At 72.6% G+C, this 21,755-nt stretch carries 18 protein-coding genes; 9 read left to right on the plus strand and 9 right to left on the minus strand.

What is annotated here, in order from left to right:
• The first annotated feature begins 13 nt into the window (after positions 1-13).
• From NRK68_RS27305 to NRK68_RS27340, 8 genes are read left to right on the plus strand one after another with little or no spacing between them, the layout of a single operon-like run.
• Positions 14-1,183 carry a hypothetical protein gene (locus NRK68_RS27305; RefSeq protein ID WP_257857034.1) on the plus strand — a complete coding sequence of 390 codons (1,170 nt, stop codon included), beginning with the start codon at positions 14-16 and terminating at the stop codon, positions 1,181-1,183.
• Positions 1,180-1,950 carry a WecB/TagA/CpsF family glycosyltransferase gene (locus tag NRK68_RS27310; RefSeq protein WP_183069249.1) on the plus strand — a complete coding sequence of 257 codons (771 nt, stop codon included), beginning with the start codon at positions 1,180-1,182 and terminating at the stop codon, positions 1,948-1,950. Before NRK68_RS27305 ends, NRK68_RS27310 begins: the two co-directional genes overlap by 4 nt.
• The gene (locus NRK68_RS27315; RefSeq protein WP_183069248.1) at positions 1,950-3,206 is read left to right on the plus strand and encodes a nucleotide sugar dehydrogenase; all 1,257 of its coding nucleotides are present in this window, start codon (positions 1,950-1,952) and stop codon (positions 3,204-3,206) included. Before NRK68_RS27310 ends, NRK68_RS27315 begins: the two co-directional genes overlap by 1 nt.
• Before the next feature lie 4 nt (positions 3,207-3,210).
• Complete coding sequence (wecB, locus tag NRK68_RS27320) at positions 3,211-4,341, plus strand: non-hydrolyzing UDP-N-acetylglucosamine 2-epimerase (RefSeq protein ID WP_257857035.1); 1,131 nt, start codon at positions 3,211-3,213, stop codon at positions 4,339-4,341.
• Between the two features lie 29 nt (positions 4,342-4,370).
• Positions 4,371-5,111 carry a YveK family protein gene (locus NRK68_RS27325; protein WP_257857036.1) on the plus strand — a complete coding sequence of 247 codons (741 nt, stop codon included), beginning with the start codon at positions 4,371-4,373 and terminating at the stop codon, positions 5,109-5,111.
• Complete coding sequence (locus tag NRK68_RS27330; protein ID WP_257857037.1) at positions 5,108-6,556, plus strand: oligosaccharide flippase family protein; 1,449 nt, start codon at positions 5,108-5,110, stop codon at positions 6,554-6,556. Before NRK68_RS27325 ends, NRK68_RS27330 begins: the two co-directional genes overlap by 4 nt.
• A gap of 10 nt (positions 6,557-6,566) precedes the next feature.
• Positions 6,567-7,634: a hypothetical protein gene (locus NRK68_RS27335; RefSeq protein WP_257857038.1), complete on the plus strand. Its 1,068-nt coding sequence runs from the start codon at positions 6,567-6,569 to the stop codon at positions 7,632-7,634.
• A gap of 27 nt (positions 7,635-7,661) precedes the next feature.
• On the plus strand, positions 7,662-8,459 hold the full coding sequence (locus NRK68_RS27340; RefSeq protein WP_183069244.1) for a glycosyltransferase family 2 protein: 798 nt from the start codon (positions 7,662-7,664) through the stop codon (positions 8,457-8,459).
• A 16-nt stretch (positions 8,460-8,475) separates the two neighbouring features.
• On the opposite strand, the gene NRK68_RS27345 is transcribed toward NRK68_RS27340, so the two are convergent.
• The 3 genes from NRK68_RS27345 to NRK68_RS27355 form a co-directional block, all read right to left on the minus strand.
• On the minus strand, positions 8,476-9,381 hold the full coding sequence (locus NRK68_RS27345; protein ID WP_257857039.1) for an RNA polymerase sigma-70 factor: 906 nt from the start codon (positions 9,379-9,381) through the stop codon (positions 8,476-8,478).
• A gap of 95 nt (positions 9,382-9,476) precedes the next feature.
• The gene (locus tag NRK68_RS27350) at positions 9,477-10,460 is read right to left on the minus strand and encodes a glycosyltransferase (RefSeq protein WP_183069242.1); all 984 of its coding nucleotides are present in this window, start codon (positions 10,458-10,460) and stop codon (positions 9,477-9,479) included.
• Entirely contained in the window at positions 10,388-12,430 is a 2,043-nt protein-coding gene (locus NRK68_RS27355; protein WP_257857040.1) for an O-antigen ligase family protein, read from the minus strand. The genes NRK68_RS27350 and NRK68_RS27355 overlap by 73 nt, the downstream gene beginning before the upstream one ends.
• Before the next feature lie 80 nt (positions 12,431-12,510).
• Here NRK68_RS27355 and NRK68_RS27360 point away from each other — a divergent pair, with 80 nt between their 5' ends.
• The gene (locus NRK68_RS27360; protein ID WP_183069240.1) at positions 12,511-13,269 is read left to right on the plus strand and encodes a hypothetical protein; all 759 of its coding nucleotides are present in this window, start codon (positions 12,511-12,513) and stop codon (positions 13,267-13,269) included.
• Here the strand turns inward: NRK68_RS27360 and NRK68_RS27365 are convergent.
• Genes NRK68_RS27365 through NRK68_RS27390 form a run of 6 tightly spaced genes read right to left on the minus strand, consistent with a single transcriptional unit; the run spans position 13,188 to position 21,698 of the window.
• The gene (locus NRK68_RS27365) at positions 13,188-14,237 is read right to left on the minus strand and encodes a glycosyltransferase (RefSeq protein ID WP_183069239.1); all 1,050 of its coding nucleotides are present in this window, start codon (positions 14,235-14,237) and stop codon (positions 13,188-13,190) included. The genes NRK68_RS27360 and NRK68_RS27365 overlap by 82 nt on opposite strands.
• Positions 14,234-17,536: a DUF4082 domain-containing protein gene (locus tag NRK68_RS27370; protein ID WP_257857041.1), complete on the minus strand. Its 3,303-nt coding sequence runs from the start codon at positions 17,534-17,536 to the stop codon at positions 14,234-14,236. The genes NRK68_RS27365 and NRK68_RS27370 overlap by 4 nt, the downstream gene beginning before the upstream one ends.
• 31 nt (positions 17,537-17,567) lie before the next feature.
• Positions 17,568-18,683 carry a DegT/DnrJ/EryC1/StrS family aminotransferase gene (locus tag NRK68_RS27375; protein WP_257857043.1) on the minus strand — a complete coding sequence of 372 codons (1,116 nt, stop codon included), beginning with the start codon at positions 18,681-18,683 and terminating at the stop codon, positions 17,568-17,570.
• Entirely contained in the window at positions 18,680-19,531 is an 852-nt protein-coding gene (locus tag NRK68_RS27380) for a NeuD/PglB/VioB family sugar acetyltransferase (protein WP_257857044.1), read from the minus strand. Before NRK68_RS27380 ends, NRK68_RS27375 begins: the two co-directional genes overlap by 4 nt.
• Positions 19,528-20,706, minus strand: a complete 1,179-nt coding sequence (locus tag NRK68_RS27385) for a DegT/DnrJ/EryC1/StrS family aminotransferase (protein WP_257857045.1) — start codon at positions 20,704-20,706, stop codon at positions 19,528-19,530. Before NRK68_RS27385 ends, NRK68_RS27380 begins: the two co-directional genes overlap by 4 nt.
• Positions 20,703-21,698, minus strand: a complete 996-nt coding sequence (locus tag NRK68_RS27390) for an SDR family NAD(P)-dependent oxidoreductase (protein WP_257857046.1) — start codon at positions 21,696-21,698, stop codon at positions 20,703-20,705. The genes NRK68_RS27385 and NRK68_RS27390 overlap by 4 nt, the downstream gene beginning before the upstream one ends.
• Between the last annotated feature and the right edge of the window lie 57 nt (positions 21,699-21,755).

Consider the following 21,755-nt stretch of genomic DNA (forward strand, 5'->3'; position numbering starts at 1 on the left):
GGGTGGGGACCCGATGACCACCACACGATTAGCGGCACTGGCCGGAGCCGACCCGGAGCTGCACGCACTGGCGCGGCGGCTGCTCGGGCTGGCCGAGGCGGGTCTGCCGGCGATGTACCTGCCCGAGACGGAGACCTTCGCCTTCACCCGGGCCGCGGCGGTCTCGCCCGAGGGCACCCGCCGCCTGGAACTGCGGGGCACCAGCACCCGGTACGCGGCCATCACCGCGCTCGGCGCCCGGTTCCTGCCCGAGGACCGCCAGCGCGCCCTGTTCGGCGGACGCTGCGCCGAGGAGTTCACCGGGGTCCTCGTGGAACGGCTGCCCGGGGTGGTCAACCTCGGCGACGCGGCGCTCATCGCCTGGGCCGCCGCCGAGACCGGCCATCCGAAACTGTCCGACGCCCTGGACCGGGTCGCCGCCCTGGACTCGACCGGGCGGCCGCAGTACACGGTCGAGGCGGCCTGGGTGCTCTCCGCCCTCGCGGCCGCCCGCACCGCGGTGGACGTGGAGGACCGCCTCGCGGCCGCCCGCGACCGCCTGCTGGCGGCCAGGACCGGCAGCGGTCCGCTGTTCCCGCACGCCACCGGCCCCGGCCTGGTGCCCGGCTACCGCGCACACGTGGCCTGCTTCGCCGACCAGACCTATCCGCTGCAGGCGCTCGCCCGGCTGCACGCGAGCGGCGACGACCCGGAGGCCCTCGCGGCCGCCGACGCCTGCGCCGCCCGTATCGTCGGCCTCCAGGGCGACGGCGGGCAGTGGTGGTGGCACTACGACGCCCGCGCGGGCGGCGTGATCGAGGGCTTCCCCGTCTACAGCGTGCACCAGCACGCGATGGCCCCGACCGCCCTGTTCGACCTCGCCGAGGCGGGCGGCACGGACTTCGGCGCGGCGATCCGCCGAGGGCTGCGCTGGATGACCGACGTGCCCGAACTCGCCGGGCCCACCGGGACCCCGCGCGAACCGATGATCCGCGAGGACCTCGGCGTCACCTGGCGCAAGGTCTGCCGCGGCGACCCGAAGAAGGCCGTCCGGGCCGCCCGCGGGCTCACCACCCGCGTCGTCCCGAACGCCCGGCTCGCCCCCCTGGACCTGCTCTTCCGCCCCCGCGCGGTGGACCGGGAGTGCCGCCCGTACGAGTTCGGCTGGATGCTGTTCGCCTGGTTCGGGGGGCCGCAGAGATGACCCGTCACACCCTCTTCGGGGTCGCACTCGACCCCCTGACCATGGACGAGACCGTGCAGCGCTGCCTCGACGCCGTACGGCGCGGGGAGCAGATCGAGATCGGCATGGTCAACGCCGCCAAACTGGTCAACATGCGGCGCGACCCGGCACTCGCCGAGGCCGTCGCCGGCTGCGACCTCGTCCTGGCCGACGGCCAGGCCGTGGTCTGGGCCGGCCGCGTGCTGGGCGTCCGGCTGCCCGAACGCGTCGCGGGCATCGACCTGTTCATGCGCCTGCTCGCCGCGGCCGAGGTCGCGGACATCCCCGTCTACCTGCTCGGCGCCCAGCAGCAGGTACTGGAGATGATGATCGCGCAGATCGGCGAACGCTTCCCGGAGCTGCGGGTCGCGGGCAGCCGCAACGGCTACTTCGGCGACTCCGAGCAGGAGGGGATCGCCGACGCCGTCGCCGACAGCGGAGCCCGCCTGCTGTTCCTCGGCATGACCTCACCCAAGAAGGAGATCTTCACCGCCGGCTACGGCAAACGCACCGGCGCCCACGTCGTGCACGGCGTCGGAGGCTCCTTCGACATCCTCGCCGGCATCACCAAGCGGGCCCCGCTCGTCTGGCAGCGGATGGGCCTCGAATGGTTCTACCGGACCCTCCAGGAACCGCGCCGCCTCGGCAAGCGCTACCTCACCACCAATGCCGCCTTCCTCGCCATGACGGTCCGCGAGCTCATCCACCGCACACCGTCCGCCGGTTCCGCGAACAGGAGTCACCGCTGATGCGCGTCGTCGTCGTGGGACAGGGATACGTCGGCCTTCCACTGGCCATCAGGGCCGCCGAAGTCGGCCACCAGGTGATCGGGTACGACGTCGACGCGCGGCGGGTCAAGAGCCTCGCCGCCGGAGAGTCGTATGTGGAGGACGTCTCCTGCGAACGCCTCGCCCGCGCCCTGGAGCGCGGCACCTACCGGGCCAGCGAACTCGCCCGGGACTGCGGCGGTTTCGACGTCGCCGTCGTCACCGTCCCCACCCCCTTGCAGGACGGGGCACCCGACCTGCGCTACATCGAGGAATCGGCCCACACCCTGGCCCGCTTCCTGCGCCCGGGCGCCACCGTGATCCTGGAGTCCACCACCTACCCGGGCACCACCGAGGAACTGTTCGCCCCGATCCTGGAGGACGGCTCCGGGCTCACCGCCGGCGCCGACTTCCACCTCGGATACAGCCCCGAGCGCATCGACCCGGGCAACACCGTCTGGGGCTTCCAGCAGACACCCAAGGTCGTCTCCGGGGTCGACGCCGCCTCCCTGAAGGCCGTCGAGGCCTTCTACGGACAGCTCGTCGACACCACCGTGCCCGTGCGCTCGCCCAAGGAGGCCGAGCTGGCGAAACTGCTGGAGAACACCTTCCGGCACGTGAACATCGCCCTCGTCAACGAGATCGCCATGTTCGCCCGTCACCTCGACATCGACGTCTGGCAGTCCATCGAAGCCGCCTCCAGCAAGCCCTTCGGCTTCATGAAGTTCACCCCGGGCCCGGGCGTCGGAGGGCACTGCCTGCCCATCGACCCCTCCTACCTCAACTGGCGCGTGCAGCGCGAACTCGGCCAGAACTTCCGCTTCGTCGAACTGGCCAACGACATCAACAACCACATGCCCGAGTACGTGACACGCCGGGTGATCGACGCCCTCAACGCCAGGCGCCGCTCCGTCAACGGCTCACGGGTCCTGCTGCTCGGTCTCGCGTACAAGAAGAACACCGGCGACGCGCGCGAGTCGCCCGCCGTGCGCATCGCCCAGCTGCTCCTCGACATGGGGGCCAAGGTCCGCGCCGTCGACCCCCACGTCGTCGAGAGCGTGAAGGTCGACGCGCGCCTCGCCCGGGTCGAAGCCACCCGCAAGGAACTGGCCGCCGCCGACGTCGTGGTCCTGCTCACCGACCACGACTCCTTCGACTACCAGATGATCACCGAGCACGCCTCCTTCGTGCTCGACACCCGCAACCGCATGACCGGACCGAAGGTGGAGGTGCTCTGAACCCATGACCAGGATCGTCTGCGTCGCCGGGGCACGCCCCAACTACATGAAGATCAAACCGGTGATGGACGCACTGGAGCGCCGCGGCGCCGACGTGATCCTCGTCCACACCGGACAGCACTACGACGAGTCCATGAACGACGTCTTCTTCCTCGACCTCGGCATCCGGACACCCGACCGCTACCTCGGCGCCGGCTCCGGCAGCCACGCCCAGCAGACCGGGCGGGTGATGGCCGCCTTCGAGCCGCTGCTCGACGAACTCGCCCCGGACGCCGTGGTCGTGGTCGGGGACATCAACTCCACCCTCGCCTGCGCCCTGGTGACCGCGAAGGCCGGCCCCCTGCTGGCCCACGTCGAGGCCGGGCTGCGCAGCCGCGACTGGAGCATGCCCGAGGAGGTCAACCGGGTCGCCACCGACCGGGTCAGCGACTACCTGCTGGCCCCCTCGCCCGACGCCGCGGCGAACCTGCGCGCGGAGGGCTACCGCGAGGACCAGATCCACGTCGTCGGCAACGTCATGATCGACACCCTCCTCGCCAACCTGGACCGGGCCCGGCAGTCCGACGTCCTGGACCGCCACGGACTCACCCGCGGCGGATACGGCCTGGTCACCCTGCACCGGCCGGCCAACGTGGACGACCCCGGGGCACTGCGCGGCCTGCTCAAGGCCCTCGGCGAGATCGCCGGCCGCTGCCCGCTGCTGCTGCCCGTGCACCCGCGGGCCGCCGACCGGCTCGCCGCACTCGGCGTCCCCGACGGCATCCGGCTCGTACCGGCCGCCGGGTACCTCGACTTCATCGCCCTGCAGGATGCCGCCCGCCTGGTGCTCACCGACTCCGGCGGCGTCCAGGAGGAGACCACCGCGCTGGGCGTGCCCTGCGTGACCCTGCGGGAGAACACCGAGCGCCCCATCACCATCGAGGAGGGCACCAACGTCCTGGCCGGCACGGACCCGGACCGGATCGTCGACACCGTCGACCAGGTCCTCGACGCTCCGCCCGCGCCCCGCTGCCCCGCCCTGTGGGACGGCCGCGCCGGCGAGCGCATCGCCGCCGTCCTCCTCGACGGCGGGACCGCCCGCACCCGGCCCAGACCCACCGACCTCGCGCCGGCCGCCGGACACGGACCGCAGTAACCGAACCACCCGCGACAAGGGGGAAGACCATGGATCTCGCCGAGATATGGCGGGTCATGCGCAGGCGCTGGTACGTGCTGCTGCCCGGACTGCTGCTGACGGCTGCACTCACCACCGCCGTGCACCTGCTGATCCCGGTGGAATACCAGTCGCAGAGCACCGTGACACTGCTCAACTCGTCGAAGGCCACCGAGGCCTTCGACGGAAACCCCTTCCTCAGCACGCAGGCCTCGCTGACCGGCATGGCCGACGGCCTCGCCCGCAACCTCAACTCGGACGGGGCCAAGGCCGACCTCAAAGCCCTCGGCGTCACCGGCAAGCACGAAGTGAAGATCGCCGACAACGCCCAGGGCCCCTTCATGTGGCTGACCGTCACCGGCACCGACCCGGCCGCCGTCCTCAAGTCCGACGAACTCCTCGCCGGCTACGCCGACAAACGGCTCAAGGAGTTCCAGACCCAGCAGTCCGTGGCCCCCGAAGCCATGATCCGGATGGCGACCATCGTGCCCCCGCAGAAGCCGGAGGCCCAGACCAAGACCCGGATCCAGTACATCGTCATGGTGGGCGCGCTCGGCTTCGTCCTCAGCCTGGTCGCCGTCTTCTTCGTGGAGGCCCGCAGGCGCACCCCGCGCGGGCAGAACCGCCGGACCCCCACCGGGACGCCCGCCACGGACACCCCCGCAGCCGTCCCCGCCGCCGCGACGCCCGGCACGGCCGACGAGACCATGGCCCTGCGCACCGTCGGCCCGAGCGGTGCGGGATCACCGTGACCGACACCGGTACGAGCACGCAGACCACCCCGGCGGCGCCCTCCCTCGGGCGCAAGGTCGGCTCCGCGGCCAAGTGGAGCCTGATCAACACGGTCGTCATGCGCCTCGGCAACTTCGCGACCGGCATCATCCTCGCCCGCTACTTCCTCGGGCCCGAGGCCTGGGGCGTGTACGGCATCGCCCAGACCGTCCTGCTCGTCCTGCTCTCCGCGAACGAACTCGGTGTCTCCCTCGCCATCGTCCGCTGGGAGGGCGACCCGCGCCGCTTCGCCCCCACCGTCCTCACCCTCAGCGCTGTCTCCAGCTGCCTGCTGTACGCCGTCCTGTTCGCGACCGCCCCGGCCGTCGCCGACGTGCTCGGCTCGCCCGAGGCCTCCGGGGTCCTGCGCGTCATGTGCCTGTGCGTGGTCCTCGACGGACTGTCCCAGGTGCCCGCCGGCTTCCTCACCCGGGAGTTCGCCCAGGGCCGGCGGATGGCCGTCGACGCGCTCAACTTCGTCCTCAGCACCGCCGTCACGCTGCTGCTGGCCGTGCAGGGCTGGGGTGCGATGAGCTTCGCCTGGGGATCCGTCGTCGGTAACGTCGCCGCCCTCATCGGCTGCTGCCTCGCCGCCCCCGGCACCCTGAAGTTCGGCTGGGACCGCGAACAGGCCCGCGCCCTGCTGAAGTTCGGCCTCCCGCTCGCCGGAGCGAGCATGCTCGCCCTCGGCGTGGTCAACGTGGACACCATGGTCGTCGGCTCCACCCTGGACCCCCTCGCCCTCGGCTTCTACGTCCTCGCCTTCAACATCTCCGGCTGGCCCGTCCGCATCATCTCCGAAGCGGCCCGCCGGGTCTCCTTCGCCGGCTTCTCCCGGCTGGCCGACTCGCCGCAGGCACTCGCCGCCGGCTTCGCCCGCGCCCTCGGCGTGGTGACGGCGGCCACCGTCCCGCTCTGCGTCCTGCTGGCCGCCCTCGCCGCACCCGTCATCGGACTCGTCTACGGCGAACGCTGGCTCCCCGCGGCCGGCGCCCTGCCCTGGCTGATGGCACTCGGCCTGGTCCGCATCGGCTGCGAACTCGCCTACGACTGCCTGGTCGCCATCGGCCGGCGCCGCTCCCTCATCGCCGTCCAGGGCCTGTGGCTCGTCCTGCTGATCCCGGCCCTCGTGATCGGCGCCCGCGGCGGCGGCATCGTCGGCGTGGCCCAGGGACACGTCGTGATCGCCGGCGCGGTCGTCGTCCCGGTCTTCCTCCTCGCCCTGCACCGCGGCGGCATCCCCCTGGGCCGCGTCGCCCGGGCCTGCGCCTGGCCGCTGCTCGGCGGCGCCGTGATGACCGCGGTGCTCCTCGTACCGGAGCGATACCTCGGCGACTCCGTTCCCGCGCTCCTGGCCACCGCGGCCGCCGGCACCCTGGCGTACGCCGTGTGCCTCCTGCCCGCCCGAAAAACGCTCCGAGGATAGGCGACCGGCCATGTTACGGAACCGAAGGCGCCTGGGGGCGTGGCTGCTCGCCGCAGCGGTGCTGGTCGTCGTCCTCGTTCTGTACGACGCCGACCGCACCGGGGCCGGCGACCCGAAGGCCGCGCCCTCCGCGACCCCTTCGGCCACCCTCCCCGGGACGGCGGCACCCGCCCCCACCACCGCCGCGCCGAGCCCGTCGGCCACCCCCTCCCCATCGGCCCCGCCCGGCACCGGCGAACCCTCGCCCACCGCCTCCGCCACCGCCTGCACCTCGCCCGGCGCCTGCGGATACCCCGACGCGGACAGCACCGGCCCGCGGATCGCCCTCGAACGGCACGACACCGGCAACATGTCGGTCAAGAAGGACGGCACGGTCATCAAGGGCTGGGACATCCGCGGCTCCCTCGACATCTACGCCGACGACGTCACGATCATCGACAGCAGGATCACCTCCACCAACTGGTGGGGGATCAACCTGCGCCCCGGCTACAGCGGCCTGAAGGTCCTGCACACCACCATCACCGCCGTCCCCGGCAAGGGCCCCGACAACGGAGGGGTCAACTACGCCGTCTCCAACATGGGCGGCAGCTCCATCGAGGTCGGCTGGTGCGACATCTCGGTCTTCGGCAACGCCCTGTCCATGGGCCAGGGAAACCTGCACGACAACTACGTCCACGACCTGGTCGCCTTCCGCAACCAGGGCGGCGAATGGCAGCACATCGACGCCGTCATCAGCGGCGGCGGCAACAAGGGCCGGCTGACCGTCCGGCACAACACCCTGCTCAACTCCACCCCCGTGGACAAGGGCGCCACCGCCGCCGTCGGCCTCTTCGCCGACACCGGGGTCGTCTCCTCCGTCGTCGTCGAGGACAACTGGCTGGCCGGCGGCGCCTACGCGCTCTACGGCGGCGGCCCGGGCGCCACCGGCATCCAGGTCACCGGCAACGTCTTCTCCACCCAGTACCACCCGGCAAGCGGCGCCTACGGCCCGGTCACCGCCTGGAACACGGGCGGCGCCGGAAACGTGTGGAAGAACAACCGCATGTCCGACGGCCGCCCGGTGGAACCCGCCCCCTGACAACCGCCCCACCACGGAGACAGCGACATGCGCCGTATCGCCCGGGCCCCCTGGGAACTGCTCAAGCGGGCCTTCGGCTGGCTGGTGCTCTTCGAGGCCCGCAACAAGCTCCTGCTCCTGCCCTCGGCCGTACGGCTGAGACGCTTCGAGGACGCCGAGACCACCCGCCTCGCCGCCCTGCTGGGCCGGCCGCCGTACGCCCGGGTCGCCACCGTGATCGCCACCCACCGGCGCCCCGACGCGCTGCGCGCCGCAGTCCGCTCCGCCCTCGCGCAGACCGTCGCCGACCAGGTGGTCATCGTCGTCGACGACGGCGCCGGCCTGCCCGAACTCCCCCCGGACCCCCGCCTGTTCGCGGTCTCCCTCGCCCGGAACACGGCGACCGCCGGCGTCGTGCGCAATGTCGGCATCCGGCTCACCCGCTCCCGGTACGTGGCCTTCCTCGACGACGACAACCTCTGGGAGCCCGACCACCTGGAGCAGGCCCTCGCGGCACTCGACGCCGCCGGCGGACCCGACGCCGTCTACACCGCACTGCGCAGGGTGCTGCCCGACGGCACCGAACGCGACATCCTGTCGGTGCCCTTCGACCGCCGCCGCGCCGCCCACGAGGCCTTCCTCGACACCAACGCCTTCGTGGCCCGCCGCAGCCGGGCCCTGCACTTCAGCCGGCTGCGCCGCACCCCCGAGGTACTGCCCCGCGAGGACTGGGAACTCATCCGCCGCTACGCCCGCCGTCACCGGGTACGCCACCTGCCCCGCCCCACCGTCCGCTACCTGGTCAACCCCGGCAGCTTCTACACCGCGTGGGAGGGACAGCCGTGAGGGGCGGGGGGCCGGGTCAGCGCACGGCCAGCGGGGTCTGCGACGCGAGACGGGACAGCTTCTCCGGGTTGCGGACGTAGTAGAGGCCGCTGATGCGGGAGTCCTCGACCCGGACCGCCATGACCCCGTCGAACTCCCCGCCCAGCCGGACGACGAGGGCCGGGCTGCCGTTGACCACGGCCGGCGAGAGGCAGACGGAGACATTTCCCCGGTTCTTCCTGCCGATCCCGCCCGCCATGAACCGGGCCACCTTCCCGGCACCCGCGACCGGCCGCAGCGCCGCCTGCCTGATACCGCCGCCGTCCGCCACGAAGACGACGTCGGGGGCGAGTACGGCGAGCAGGTCCTGCGGGTCGCCGGACTCCAGCGCACCCCGGAAGGACTCCAGCACCGCCCGCGTCTGCGCCGCCGACACCGCCTGCCGGGGGCGCCGCGCGTCGACGTGCCGACGGGCCCGGTGGGCGATCTGCCGTACGGCCGCCGGGCTCTTGCCGACCGTCGCCGCGATCTCCTCGTAGCCGACGTCGAAGACCTCGCGCAGCACGAAAACGGCACGCTCGGTCGGCGACAGCGTCTCCAGGACGAGCATCAGCGCCATCGACACGCTCTCCGCGAGCACCGCGTCCTCGGCCACGTCCGGCGCCGTGAGCAGCGGCTCCGGTAGCCAGGAGCCGACGTACGCCTCCTTGCGGCGGCTCATCGACCGAAGCCGGTTCAGCGACTGCCGCGTCGTGATCCGGATCAGGTACGCCCGCCGGTCGCGCACCTGCTCCTGGTCGACCCCGACCCAGCGCAGCCAGGTCTCCTGCAGGACGTCCTCCGCGTCGGCCGCCGATCCGAGCATCTCGTAGGCGACGGTGAACAGCAGATTGCGGTGTGCGACGAAGCTCTCGGTCGCCTCACCGGCGCCGTCCTCGGTCATGGTCCCTCCTCCGGTTCCAGGGGTGCGGCCACGAGACACCGGCCGATCCGCATCTGTGACACCCCGCGCGGGTCCTCCCTGTCCGTTCCCGCCGTCTACGGGGCACCGTGCGGCGCCGACGGACCCGCCAGGGCGCGGGCGGCCGCCAGGCTCGCCGGGCGGCCGAGGGCGGCGCGGGAGGACTCCCGCAGCAGGACGGCCGCCCGGAAGGCGGTGGTCGCCGCCAGACCGTGACGGCGCCGGTACAGCCGGACCCGGTTGAGCGTCAGCAGGGTCCACAGCCGCGGCGACACCTGGGAGTCACCGCCGAGATGCGTGGCCGAGGCCGAGGGCTCCAGCCGGGTCACGAAGCCGAGGTCGCGGGCCCGCAGACAGTACTCGGTCTCCTCCGAGTACAGGAAGAACGACTCGTCCCAGGGCCCGCACGCGGCCAGGCACTCCCCGGACAGGGCCATCAGCGCCCCCGTCGCCCAGTCCGCCACCGTGTCCCGCTCGTACGCGGCCGGGTCGGTGACCAGCTCGCTCCAGCGCGGGAAGCGCCCCGCCCGGCGGTTGCCGATCACCGCCTCGCCCAGGGCCCGGGTGACGCTGGACTCGCGGCGCAGCGAGTGCAGGAGCGTCCGGCCGTCCTCCTCGTACAGCAGCGGGACGCTGATCCCGACCCGGCCGCCGCCGGGCTGCGGGGCGCCGAGCGCGTCCACCAGCAGTGCGGCGCAGCCCCGCCGCATCCGGACGTCCGGATTGCACACCAGGGCGGCCCGGAAGCCGCCCTCCCACCCGGCGGCCGCCGCCAGCGCCGCGTTCACCCCGGCCGCGTACCCGGCGTTGCGGCCGGTCCGGACGACCGTCGCCTCCGGGGCCAGGGAACGGACCACCTCCACCGTGTCGTCCGCGGAATCGTTGTCGGCGACGACGAGACGCCAGTCGAGCCCGGCCATCCCCTCCGGCAGCGAGGCCAGGAACTCCGGCAGCACCTCCGCGCTGTTCCAGGTGACGACGAGGACCGCTACCGGACCGGAGCCGGAGCCGGCGAGGGGCGCGGGGACGGACTCGGGGGTTGCTGACCGGCGGGAAGACATGGGAACTCCACGGATCGGGGCTTCGGCGCCGCGCGCCGGATGAAGCCGAGGTAACTGCCTCCGGCGGCGATCGTCAGGAAGAACATCCCGGCGAACATCGGGAAGCTGAGTGCGTCGAACGTGGCGCTGACGACCAGGGCGACGAGGGCCGAGGCGAAGAACGCCTGCCCCAGCTCCCGGTCGGACTCGCCGCCCGCCAGCCGGCGGATCGCCCCGCCCTGGTGGATCCCGGTGAGGAAGAGGAACAGGAGCGCGACCAGCCCCAGGAACCCCGTCTCGGCGAGGGTCAGCATGTACTGGTTGTCGGTGAAGAAGTAGAGCTCGGGAAGGAACGTGCCCAGACCCCGCCCGGCCAGGGGGCGCTCGTCCAGGTAGGGGACGATCGCGCTGTACTTGACCGTGCGGGCCTGGGTACTGCTGTCGGAGTTCGTCAGGAACGAGGCGAACAGGGCGGTGATGGTGCCGATCAGCCCCGGGATGATCACCTTGAAGCAGGCGACCGCACCCACCAGCACACCGATCGCGGTCCACCGCCGCTGCGGCTTCCAGCGCGGCACCATCACCAGGATCACGATCAGCGCCCCGATGATCGAGGTGCGCGACACCGTCAGCGGCAGCGCCCCGCCCATCAGCGCCACCGGCGCCCAGCGGCGCCAGGCGCGCAGGTGCCTGCGTGCCGGATCGAAGGCCTGCTGCACGGCGAAGGGCAGCAGCAGCGCCAGCATCCCGCCGAACTCCAGCGGCTGCGCCGTCGTCGAACGGGGCCGGGTGAACGCCCCGCGGTCCAGGGTCGTGATCTGGGGGACGCTGGAGGACAGCCCCGGAATGCTGATGCTGTCGGCGATGTTGGTCGCGGTGAAGAAGTCGTAGAAGCCGACCGCCGCCACGATCGTCCCCATCACCACGGCCCGGCGCAGCAGTACGTCCAGGCGCGCCCGGTCCTGGATCCCGGCGGAGACCAGCACCACCAGCGACACCCACACCAGCAGGGCGATCAGGCCGCGGTCGGCCCCCAGCAGCTCCTTGCGCACGCTCCCGCGGCCCGCGTTCGCCACGTAGGAGGCCAGCACCGAAACCGCCAGCAGCCACATCGCCACCCGGGGCAGCCGGGTCCCGGGCGCCGGCCGGATCCGGCCCGTCAGCCAGGTCGCCAGATACCAGAACAGGGCCAGCAGGGCGAACACGTTGGCCGGTGTCCCCACCCCGCCCAGCCCCGGCAGCGTCAGGTTCGACGGGATGAAGAAGGCCAGCGCCAGATAGCCGGTGAGCAGCGCCGTGGCGTCCACATGGCGGCCCCGGGACCTGCGGCGGCCCGCCCGGCCCGGCCCGCCGGACTCCGCGGCGGAACGCGCGCGCCTGCGCCGCCGGGCGGCCGTCAGGGCGTCCGCGACGAAGGAGAGGACGAACCCGCCGCCGACGCCCAGGATGAGAACCCCCAGCACCTGCTGGTAGCGGCTCTTGAGCTGCGGGACGGGGGTCTGCGGCAGCACCACCGGCGCGGTCTGCACCATGTACGCGGGCTGTACCTTGGCGGCCGCCTGGAGCGCGTTGAGCTGCTCCCCGGCGAAGGCCGTCAGGGTGTTCGTCTCCTCCAGCACCTTCGCCCGGTCGGTGCCCGTGACCGTGAGCGTCAGCAGCGGGCCCGAGGTGTTCGCGGCGAACCCGACGGTGTACGGGTCGGTCACGCCCAGGCTGTGCAGTTCGCGGGCGGCGTCCGCCCCCGACAGCGTCCTGATCAGCACGTCCGCGGTCACCACGAGGGCGCCGCCCGCGTTGGAGATGGGATTGCCGAAGGCGGGCGGCAGCTTGGCGGCCGCCGAGGAGTCCAGCAGGGCCACCGAGCTCTGCGACTGGTACGCCACCGGCACCGACCGGTACAGGTGCAGCGCCGCCAGCAGGCTGAGCAGGATCGCCGGCACGATCACGTACCAGCGTCGGCGCAGCACCGCGGCCATTTCCCGAATGCTCACGAACACCCCTGCCGGGTAACGGATTTGATGGCGGACCTACCCGGGGCCTGCAAGGATCGGACCTGAAGGAAAGGATCCCCGTGTCGCCTGGTGAGTTGGTCCGTGCGCTGCGTCGGCGCTGGTACGTCCTGGTCGTGGCGGTGCTGCTGGCGGCCGCCGGAGCGGCGGCGGTGCTGCGGCCCGAACCGGTGCACCTCAGCTCCGCGATCGTGGTTCTCAAACCGCCGGTGACCAGCCGGCAGCCCAACCAGCTCGCCAACCTGCAGCCCCCGCTCGCCGCCGTCTCGTACTCGGTGGTGCAGCAACTGGACTCGCCGGCGGGGGCGGCCGAGCTCAAGGCGGCGGGAGTCGCGGGCACGTACCGGATGACACCGCGCAACAGCGGCACCAGCGTCACCCCCCGGCACCTGATCCCCTCGCTCCAGATCCAGGTCGAGCACACCGACCCCGACGTGGCCGACGCGTCCGTACGGAAGATCATCGAGGTCTACGCCCGGCACCTCGCGGACCTCCAGACGCAGCAGGGCATTCCGGAGGCAGCGCGGATGAGCGTGGACCTGCTGGTCCAGCCGCACGCCGTCGCGCGGACCGGTGACCGGGTACGGGGCCTCGCCGGAACGGCCCTGCTGACCGTGGTCACCGCGGTGGCCGCGGCCCTGTGGACCGACCGGATCCTCACACGCCGGAACCGGCGCCGGCGCGAGAGCGCCGACGCCGGTCCGCAGGACCCGCCGGAAGAACCGGTGGAGACGGGACATCAGATTCCTCGGCGCTTCCAGGACCGCCACCACAGCCACTCGCGCCCCCGGTCGGCGACGGCCGACAGCACGAGCGGCTGAAGGAAGGGCATCACCCGCGGACCGATCCGCCGGCGCCGCCGCAGTGCCCGGTACTCGGCCAGCGAGGTGTAGCCGTCGGGCAGGCACTCGGCCGCGAACTCCACGAGTTCGCCGACCGGCACCACAGCGGTCCGCCCCCGGTCGTACGCCCGGTAGGCGCGCCGCAGCGCGTACCGGGCGAGCCGGGTGCGCGCCGCCCGTGCCAGCCGGTCGGACTCCGGGAGCAGGTCGCCGCACTTGACCAGCACCGAGTCGAAGGCGACGAGGCGCTGGCGCAGGTCGTCGAGCTGCCCGCCGAAGTCCGTGGTGGACATGTTGTCGCCGTGGACGCGGTAGAAGGCCTGGTCGGCCCCCTGGACGTAGCCCACGTCGGCGTGCGCCGCGAGCCGCATCCACATCTCGATGTCACCTGCGTGCGGCAGCTCCGGATCGTAGCCGCCGACCTTGCGCTGGAGGCTGGTACGGACGACCACCTCGGGCGAGGTGATGCAGCCGGTCCCCTCCCGGAAACGCCGGTCCAGCCACCACCGCCCGGGGTAGACCACCGACCCGGTGGACCGGGTGCGGGCCGCCGGGAGCGGACCGCCGTGCTGGAAGCGCAGCGGCCTGCCGTACGCGAAACCCGCCTCCGGGTGCGCGTCCAGCAGGGCCGCCGCGCGCACCAGGGCGCCCGGCACCAGCCGGTCGTCGGCCGAGAGCAGGGCGACGTAGTCCCCGTCGGCCCACTCCAGCAGCCCCTCGTTGTAGGTCGCGATGTGCCCCTGGTTGCGCTCGTGGACCCGGACCTCGATCCGCGGGTCGGCAGCCGCCAGCGCCCGCGCCACGTCCGCGGAGTCGTCGGGCGAGGCGTCGTCGATGATCAGGACCCGGACGTCCACGCCCTCCTGCTCGTCCAGGACGCTCTTGACGCAGTCGGCCAGGAAATGGCCGTACTTGTAGCAGGGGATCACCACGCTGACCGTGCTCACCGGCCGGACACCTCCGTGGAACCGCCCGTCGCCCCGAGCGTGTTCGGCGGGGTCGTGGCGAAGACCGGGCCGACCCAGTAGTTCACGGAACCGAAGGTGTTCGACGGGAACGCGGTGGCACTGCCGTACTTGTAGAGGCCGTTGCCGCTGCCGGGCGCGTCGGCCGGGGCCATCAGCGGGTAGGAGCGGTGGGCTCCCGCGAAGTACCCTCCGTCCACCGAGTAGTTGCCGTTCGGCGCATGGTAGGAGGCCACATAGGTGGTGCCGGCCGTGATGGGCACCGGCGTCGCGAACTGCAGCTGCTGCCAGCCGGTCAGGGTCTCGCTGCCGAAGGTGCCGGTGGCCAGCAGTGTGCCGGTGGCGGACCACAGGCTGCCCGTGTGGGTGCCGGTGTTGCCGGGCCCCTTGTAGAAGGTGACACCGGTGATGTAGCCGTTCACCGCGGACTGGAAGCGGGTGCCCAGCTCCACCGAGTTGGTGTCGGAGCCCACGTTGGCGGTGCTCGGGGTGGCGGTGCCGCTCCACAGGGTGCAGGGGCAGTTCACCGCCGGCGGGCTCGCGCTGGTGGTGAAGTTCCACGTGACCGGCGCGGTCATGGCGTTGCCCCACAGGTCGGACGCCTGCACGGACGCCGTGTACGTGGTGTTCAGGGCCAGTTCGGAGGACGGGGTGAAGGTGGCGCTGTTCGACGCTCCGAGGACCTTGGAGCCCGGGACGGTGGCACCCCCCGCGTCCTTCACGGTGAAGGTGAGTGTCTCCGCGTCGACGGCCGTGCTGAAGGTGGCCGTCACCGCCGCCGTGATCTGGGTACCGGTTGCGGCGGACTGCGGCGAGGTCCCGGTGACGGTGGGCGGGGTCGTGCTGGCGCCGGAGGTGTCCAGGACCGCGTCCACCCAGTAGTTGCTGCCGGACGACGCCTTGTTCGGGAAGCCGCCCGTGCCGCTGTAGCGGTAGACGCCGTTGCCGCCGTCGGTGCCGCTCCTGAGGGCCGTGAGCGGGGCCAGGCCCGCGTCGCCGGCGGCGAAGGTGTTGTCGAAGGAGTAGCCGCCGTTCGGCGCGAAGTAGGAGGCGATGTAGGTGGTGTTGGGCTTGATCGGCACCGGGCTGGAGAAGTTCAGCTGCTGCCAGCCGGACGCGGTCTCGTTGGTGAAGGTGCCGGTGGCCAGGCGCTGGCCGGTGCTGCTCCACAGGCTGCCGGTGTGGGTGCCGGTGTTGGCGGGGGACTTGTAGAACCGGACGCCGGTGATGGAGCCGGCCACCGAGGAGCGGATCTTCACGCCGAGTTCGACGGCGCTGCCGTCACCGGCGTTGACCTTGGTCGGGACGGCAGCCGCGGGCCACACGGTGCACGGGCACTGCTGGGGCCCCACCGTCAGCGGGACCGCGGTGGTCGCGCCGATGTTGACGCTGTCGTCGACCGCGCGCACCTTGATCTGCACGGGGCCGGGGGTGGTCGGGGTCCAGGTGTAGCTCCAGCCGGCCAGGCCCGTGGTCGCCTTCCAGGTGGTTCCGCCGTCGGTGGACACCTCGACCCGGGCCACCACGCCGCCGCCGGTGTCGGTCGCCGTACCGGTGACGGTCACCGGCCGCAGGGCCGGCACGGTGGCGCCCGCCGCCGGGCTGGTCACGGTGATGCCGGGGCCCACGGTGTCCGTGGAGGCGGTCGAGGCGATCAGGTCGCTCTGCAGGGACTTGGGCTGGACGCCCATGTCGGCGAACACATTCACCGTGGCCTGCTGCATCCGCTTGTCGGCGGTCACCACGGTGTCGTCCGGGTTGGAGGTGGGCATGTTGGTCAGGCCCCAGGACCACTGCACCGTGCCCGCGCCGAACACCAGCGCGTTGGAGGTCTGGTCGCGGAAGGCCACCAGACTGTGCGTCGCGGTCCCGTTCCCGTACGTGTTGCCGTAGTCCTTCAGCAGTTTGCCGTCCTCGATGTCGACGGTGGTCGACGACATCTGGATCTGCCCGGCCGGCCGGCTGGCGTTCTCCACGTCGCTGTCCCACTCGTACCCGAGCGTGCCCTGCGGGAACGTGGCGGTCTGCGAGGGGGTCAGGTTCGCCACGGAGGTGTTGCGCCACAGCCGCTGCCTGGCGAAGGTGCCCGGCACGGTGATCGCGTCGCTGCGGTAGCCGTTGACGCTGAACATCGAGCCGGTCAGCTGGTTCTGCGGCTGGAAGGGGCGCCCGTTCGTGGCGCTGGCCGGGTCCATGAAGGTGCCCGTCCAGATCCCGCTCGGGTCGGGGATGCCGTTCGGCTGCGGGAAGGACAGCTTGGTCTCCTTGTACGAGACCAGCGTCCTGTTGGCGGTGTTCGTCCCGTCGATGCTCGGGGCGAGCCGGGTCTTCCAGAAGATCTCGTTGCCGGCGAAATACGTCTGGTGCTGCCCGGCACGGCGCGCGTTCAGGGCGTTGGTGAACTGGTCCTGGGTCCAGTACTCGTCGTGCCCCGAGGACATGAACACCTTGTGGTTCTGCAGCAGCGTCGCACCGCGCACCGACATGTCGATCCCCGACATGTAGCTCACGTCGTAGCCGTTGCGCTCCAGCCACGCGACCATCTGGAACTCGGAACCGTAGATCCCGTTGTCCCCGCCGATGTCCATGGGCCGGTTGTAACTGACCTCGTACGCCCGCCCGTCGGGCGCGGGCCCGCCGCCGTCGTAGAGGTCCTGGCCGCCGTAGTTGTTGTAGGCCTGCCAGGTCTGGTCACTGGTCTGCACGACGATGTCGGAGGTGCTGGAGTCCTTGCGGACCACGAACGGGTAGGGCATCACGCCGTTGCCGTCCGCCTGGTCGAAGTTGGCGACGTAGAGGCCCGACACGGCATCGGCCGGCACGGTCCACGTCGCGGTGGTGGGCCAGTTGCCGCAGTCGACCAGGCCGGTGGACGCCTTCGTGGTGCAGGCGGCCGGGTTCCCGCCCGGCGCGAAGTTCGCCGGGTGGGTCTGGGCGGCCTGGGCCGCGGTCGACATCAGGCGGGCCCCGGCACCCCCGTAGTGGCCGAGGCGGTACACCGAGACCTTGTACGGCGTCGGCGACTGGACCTTGAACTGCAGGGTGTCGCCGGCCTGGACGCTCGTCTGGGTCGGGAAGCCCTTGATGTCGCCGTACGCGCTGGGCGCGAACCACTCCTCCATGGGAGTGCCCGGCTTGGAGTTCTCGCAGACGACCGCGTTCGTCGTCGGGCCGCAGGGATCGGCCGCGCCGGCGACCGCGGCCGGGGGAAGGACCGTGGCCATCAGGGTCGCCGCCACGGTGAACAGACCGTAGCGCAGCGACCTTGTCCGTCTTTTCATGTGGACCTCATCGGTTTCACGCCGGCGCCGATCAGCGCAGGGCGTCGGAGAACGCTTCCACCACCCGCTGCTGCTGGGCGGCGGTGATCTGCGGGAAGAGGGGGAGGGAGAGCATGCGGTCCGCTGCCTGCTCCGCGTGCGGGAAGTCCCCGCGACCGTGACCGAGGTGGCCGAAGGCCCCGGTGAGGTGGACCGGGGCCGGGTAGTGCACGCCCGCGCCGATCCCCTCCGCGTTGAGCTTGCCGACGACGGTGTCGCGGTCCGCGCCGGAGATCCGCACCACGTACAGGTGCCAGACGTGGACGTTGCCCTCACCGGTCACCGGCAGCGTGACGCGGCCGGCGGCGGCCAGATCGCCCAGCAGCTCGTCGTAGCGCGCGGCGGCGGCACGACGGGCCGCGTTCCCCTCCGCCAGCCGGGCCAGCTTCGCCCGCAGGACCACCGCCTGCAGACCGTCCAGCCGGCTGTTGAACCCGGCCACGTCGTGCCGGTACTTGGCGACACCGCCGTGGTTGGCGATGGCCCGCACCAGGTCGGCGCGCTCCTGGTCGTCGGTCACCACCGCGCCGGCGTCCCCGTAGGCGCCCAGGTTCTTGCCCGGGTAGAAACTCGTGGCCGCGATGGTCCCGCTGCCCGGGGAGCGGCCCGCACGGGTCGCGCCCTGGCTCTGTGCCGCGTCCTCGACGACCTTCACCTGCGCCGGAAGCCGCTCCGCCAGCTCCGCGGCGGCCGCGCACTGCCCGTACAGGTGGACGGGCACCACCGCGCGGGTGGCCCTCCCGACCGCGTCCAGCGCGGCCTGCGGGTCCATCAGCAGGGTGTCGGGAAGACAGTCGACGAGCACCGGCCTGGCACCGATCCGGGCGACGGCGCCCGCGGTGGCGATGAAGGTGTTCGCGGGCAGCACCACCTCGTCGCCGACACCGACCCCGCTCGCCCGCAGGGCCAGTTCCAGGGCGTCGGTGCCGTTGGCGACGCCCACGCAGTGCCGGACCCCGGCGAACTCGGCGTACTCGCGCTCGAAGGCCTCGACCTCGGCGCCGCCGATGAAGGCCGTACCGGCCAGCACACGGTCGAATCCGGCCCTCAACTCCTCGGCGACCTCGGCGTGCGCCGCCTTCAGGTCCACGAGCGGTATCTGGTTCATGCGACTGGACTCCCCATCCGTGTCTCCGGCCGCCGGCCGTCCGGGCCGGTGCCGTCTTCCGTGCCGTGCGCCGGCGCACCGGCGGGCACCGGCGCGCCCAGTGCGGGCACGTACCCGGCCCCGCCCCGGCCGCCCGTCTCACGGGCCAGTTCGGCGAGGGCGGCGGCCCCCGCCGGCCGCAGGCGGCGGGCCGGACCGCCGGCCCACACCTCCCCGGCCGGGACGTCCACGAGGACGGTGCTGCCCATACCGGTCAGCGACCAGGCGCCGATCGCGGTGTACTCCCGGACCAGCGCCCCCGCCCCCACGTACGCCCCGAGCCCCACCCGTACCCCGCCGCCCAGGCGGACGCCCGAGGCGAGGGTGGCGAAGTCCGCGACCTCGTCCTCGTGGGTGAGCACCACCTGCGGCATCACCGCCACGTGGGCCCCGACCCGGACGCCGGCCGTCAGCACGCTGTGCGCCAGCAGCACCGAGCCCGGGCCCACGGACGAGGAACCCGACATGGCCGCCGTGGGGTGCACCACCGTCGCGTACCGCTCCGGCGGCAGCCCCAGCCGCCGCACCAGACGCGCCCGCACGGCGTAGTCGCGCGGACTGCCCACGCAGACCACCACCCGGGCGGCCGGCCGCTCATGGACCAGCTCGCAGCCGCCCCGCACCGGCACCCCGTCGACCTCCCGGCCGTGCAGGGCCGGATCGTCGTCGAGGTGCCCGGCGAGCCGCCACCGGGGCGGACGGCCGCCCGCCACGTCGGCCGCCGCCACGTCCCGTACCGCCTGCGCGGTCTCCCGCGCGAATCCGCCCGCGCCGACGATCAGCAGGTCCTCGGTCGCCGGAGCGCTCATCCGCCCGCCTGCTCGCGCAGCACCGCCACCACCCGGTCCTGCTGGGCCGCGGTCATGGTGTGGAACAGCGGGAGGATCAGGGAGTCGCGGCTGATCCGCTCGGTCACCGGCAGCGGGGCCGCGCCGTGGCCCTCGTACGCCGGCTCCAGGTGCGAGGCCATGATCCCGCGCCGGGCCGAGATCCCGGCCTCCGAGAGCACTCCCAGCAGCTCGTCCCGGCCCACGGGGAAGTCCTCGGCCAGCAGCACCCAGTACGACTGGAAGTTGCCCTGCCCGTGAGCGGGATCGCGCACCGGCCGCACCCCCGGGACCTCGCGCAGCAGCTCCGCGTACCGGGCGGCGAGCGCGCGCCGCCGCGCCACGATCTCGTCCAGTCGGCCGAGCTGCACCAGGCCGACCGCGGCCTGGATGTCGGTCATCCGGTAGTTGTAGCCGACCTCCAGGTAGCTCTCGACGATCGGCTTGCTGCTCGCGTGACGCTGCGCGGCCGACACGTTCATGCCGTGCTCGCGCAGCCGGCGCAGCCGCTGCGCCCACCGCGCGTCGTCCGTGGTCACCATGCCGCCCTCACCGGTGGTGATCACCTTGCGGGGGTGGAAGGACCAGGCGGCGAGCAGCGCCCCGTGGCCGACGGACTTGCCCCCGACCGTCGCGCCGATGCCGCAGGCCGCGTCCTCCACGAGCGCGACGTCCCACTCGGCGCACGCCGCGCGCAGCGCGTGCACGTCCGCGGGCACCCCGCCCTGGTGGACGGCGAGCACCGCCTTCGTGCGGGGGGAGCGGACGGCGTCCACGGTGGCCGGGGTCAGGTTGCCGGTGGCCTCCTCGACGTCGGCGAACACCGGCCGCGCGCCCACGTAGCGCACCGCGTTGGCGGTGGCGATGAACGACAGGGAGGGGACGATCACCTCGTCGCCCGGCCCGAGGTCCAGCGCGACGAGGGCCAGGTGCAGGGCGGTGGTGCACGAGCTCACGGCGATGCCGTGCTCGGCGCCCACCCGCTCCGCGAAGGCCCGCTCGAACTCGGCGACCCGGGGGCCCTGGGCGACCCAGCCGGAGAGCACCGCGTCCGCCGCGGCCCTCGCCTCCTCCTCGCCCAGCCAGGGCACCATCACGGGGATCCGGGCCGGGGCGGCGGCGAATGCCGTGTCCGGGGCCGCGTCCGGGGTGCTCATCGGCCCGCCTCCGCCGCCGCGTCGGCGGCGCGCTCGGCCCGCCACCAGTCGACCAGGTCCCGCAGGCCGGTGCGCAGGTCGATCCCGGCCGTGAAGCCGAGGCGCTCGCGGGCCCGCGCGGTGTCCGCGAGGCGCCGGGTCACGCCGTTCACGGCGCGGGCCGGGCCGTGCTCCGGCACCAGGCCGTCCGCGCCCATCGCCTCCAGCAGGCCGTTCGCCAGCTCCAGCAGGCTGGTCTCGGTCTCGCTCGCGACGTTGAACACCTCGTCGGTCAGGTCCGATTCGGCGGCCAGCAGATTGGCGCGCGCGATGTCGCGCACATCGACGAAGTCCATGGTCTGCAGGCCGTCGCCGAGGATCAGCGGCGGTTCGCCCGAGGCTATGCGCTCCATCCAGCGGATCAGCACCTCGGTGTAGAGCCCGTGGATGTCCATCCGCGGCCCGTACACGTTGAAGTAGCGCAGCGCGACGTAGTCCAGCCCGTACATCGAGTGGAAGCTGCGCAGCATCCCCTCGTTGAAGGCCTTCGCCGCACCGTAGAAGGTGTCGTTGTTGTACGGGTGGTGGCGCTCGGTGGTCGGGAACTGCTCGGCCAGCCCGTAGACCGAGGCCGAGGACGAGGCGATCACCTTGCCCACCCCGGCCGCGGCCGCCGCCTCCAGCACGTTGAACGTGCCGTCCACCATCACCTCGTTCGCCAGCCGCGGTTCCTCCGCGCACTGGGTGATGCGGATGGCGGCCAGGTGGAAGACCAGGTCGGCGCCCTCCGTCACCTTGCGCACGGCCGCCACGTCGCGGATGTCGCCCTCGACGACCTCGACGACACCGCTCGGCAGGGCGCGGGCCAGGTTGGCGGTCCGCCCCCGCACGAAGTTGTCGAGCACCACGATCTCGCGTGCCCCGTTGTCCACCAGCTGGTCCACCACGTGCGAGCCGATGGTGCCCGCTCCGCCGGTGACCAGAATCCTCTTGCCTCGTACGCTGCTGCTCAACGCCCTGCTCCCACCGAATCGGTCGTGGTCCTGCGTGTGACGGAATGCCAAGGGTCC

It is taken from the genome of Streptomyces yangpuensis (genome assembly GCF_024666385.1).
Taxonomy (GTDB): Bacteria; Actinomycetota; Actinomycetes; order Streptomycetales; family Streptomycetaceae; genus Streptomyces; species Streptomyces yangpuensis.

Excerpts from the sequence above, each read along its gene's own strand:
- NRK68_RS27350 (WP_183069242.1), bottom strand. The coding sequence starts at position 10,460 with ATGTCTTCCCGCCGGTCAGCAACCCCCGAGTCCGTCCCCGCGCCCCTC.
- NRK68_RS27375 (WP_257857043.1), bottom strand. The coding sequence starts at position 18,683 with ATGAACCAGATACCGCTCGTGGACCTGAAGGCGGCGCACGCCGAGGTC.
- NRK68_RS27315 (WP_183069248.1), top strand. The coding sequence starts at position 1,950 with ATGCGCGTCGTCGTCGTGGGACAGGGATACGTCGGCCTTCCACTGGCC.
- NRK68_RS27370 (WP_257857041.1), bottom strand. The coding sequence starts at position 17,536 with ATGAAAAGACGGACAAGGTCGCTGCGCTACGGTCTGTTCACCGTGGCG.
- NRK68_RS27310 (WP_183069249.1), top strand. The coding sequence starts at position 1,180 with ATGACCCGTCACACCCTCTTCGGGGTCGCACTCGACCCCCTGACCATG.
- NRK68_RS27345 (WP_257857039.1), bottom strand. The coding sequence starts at position 9,381 with ATGACCGAGGACGGCGCCGGTGAGGCGACCGAGAGCTTCGTCGCACAC.
- NRK68_RS27335 (WP_257857038.1), top strand. The coding sequence starts at position 6,567 with ATGTTACGGAACCGAAGGCGCCTGGGGGCGTGGCTGCTCGCCGCAGCG.
- NRK68_RS27385 (WP_257857045.1), bottom strand. The coding sequence starts at position 20,706 with ATGAGCACCCCGGACGCGGCCCCGGACACGGCATTCGCCGCCGCCCCG.
- NRK68_RS27325 (WP_257857036.1), top strand. The coding sequence starts at position 4,371 with ATGGATCTCGCCGAGATATGGCGGGTCATGCGCAGGCGCTGGTACGTG.
- NRK68_RS27305 (WP_257857034.1), top strand. The coding sequence starts at position 14 with ATGACCACCACACGATTAGCGGCACTGGCCGGAGCCGACCCGGAGCTG.
- wecB (WP_257857035.1), top strand. The coding sequence starts at position 3,211 with ATGACCAGGATCGTCTGCGTCGCCGGGGCACGCCCCAACTACATGAAG.
- NRK68_RS27340 (WP_183069244.1), top strand. The coding sequence starts at position 7,662 with ATGCGCCGTATCGCCCGGGCCCCCTGGGAACTGCTCAAGCGGGCCTTC.
- NRK68_RS27380 (WP_257857044.1), bottom strand. The coding sequence starts at position 19,531 with ATGAGCGCTCCGGCGACCGAGGACCTGCTGATCGTCGGCGCGGGCGGA.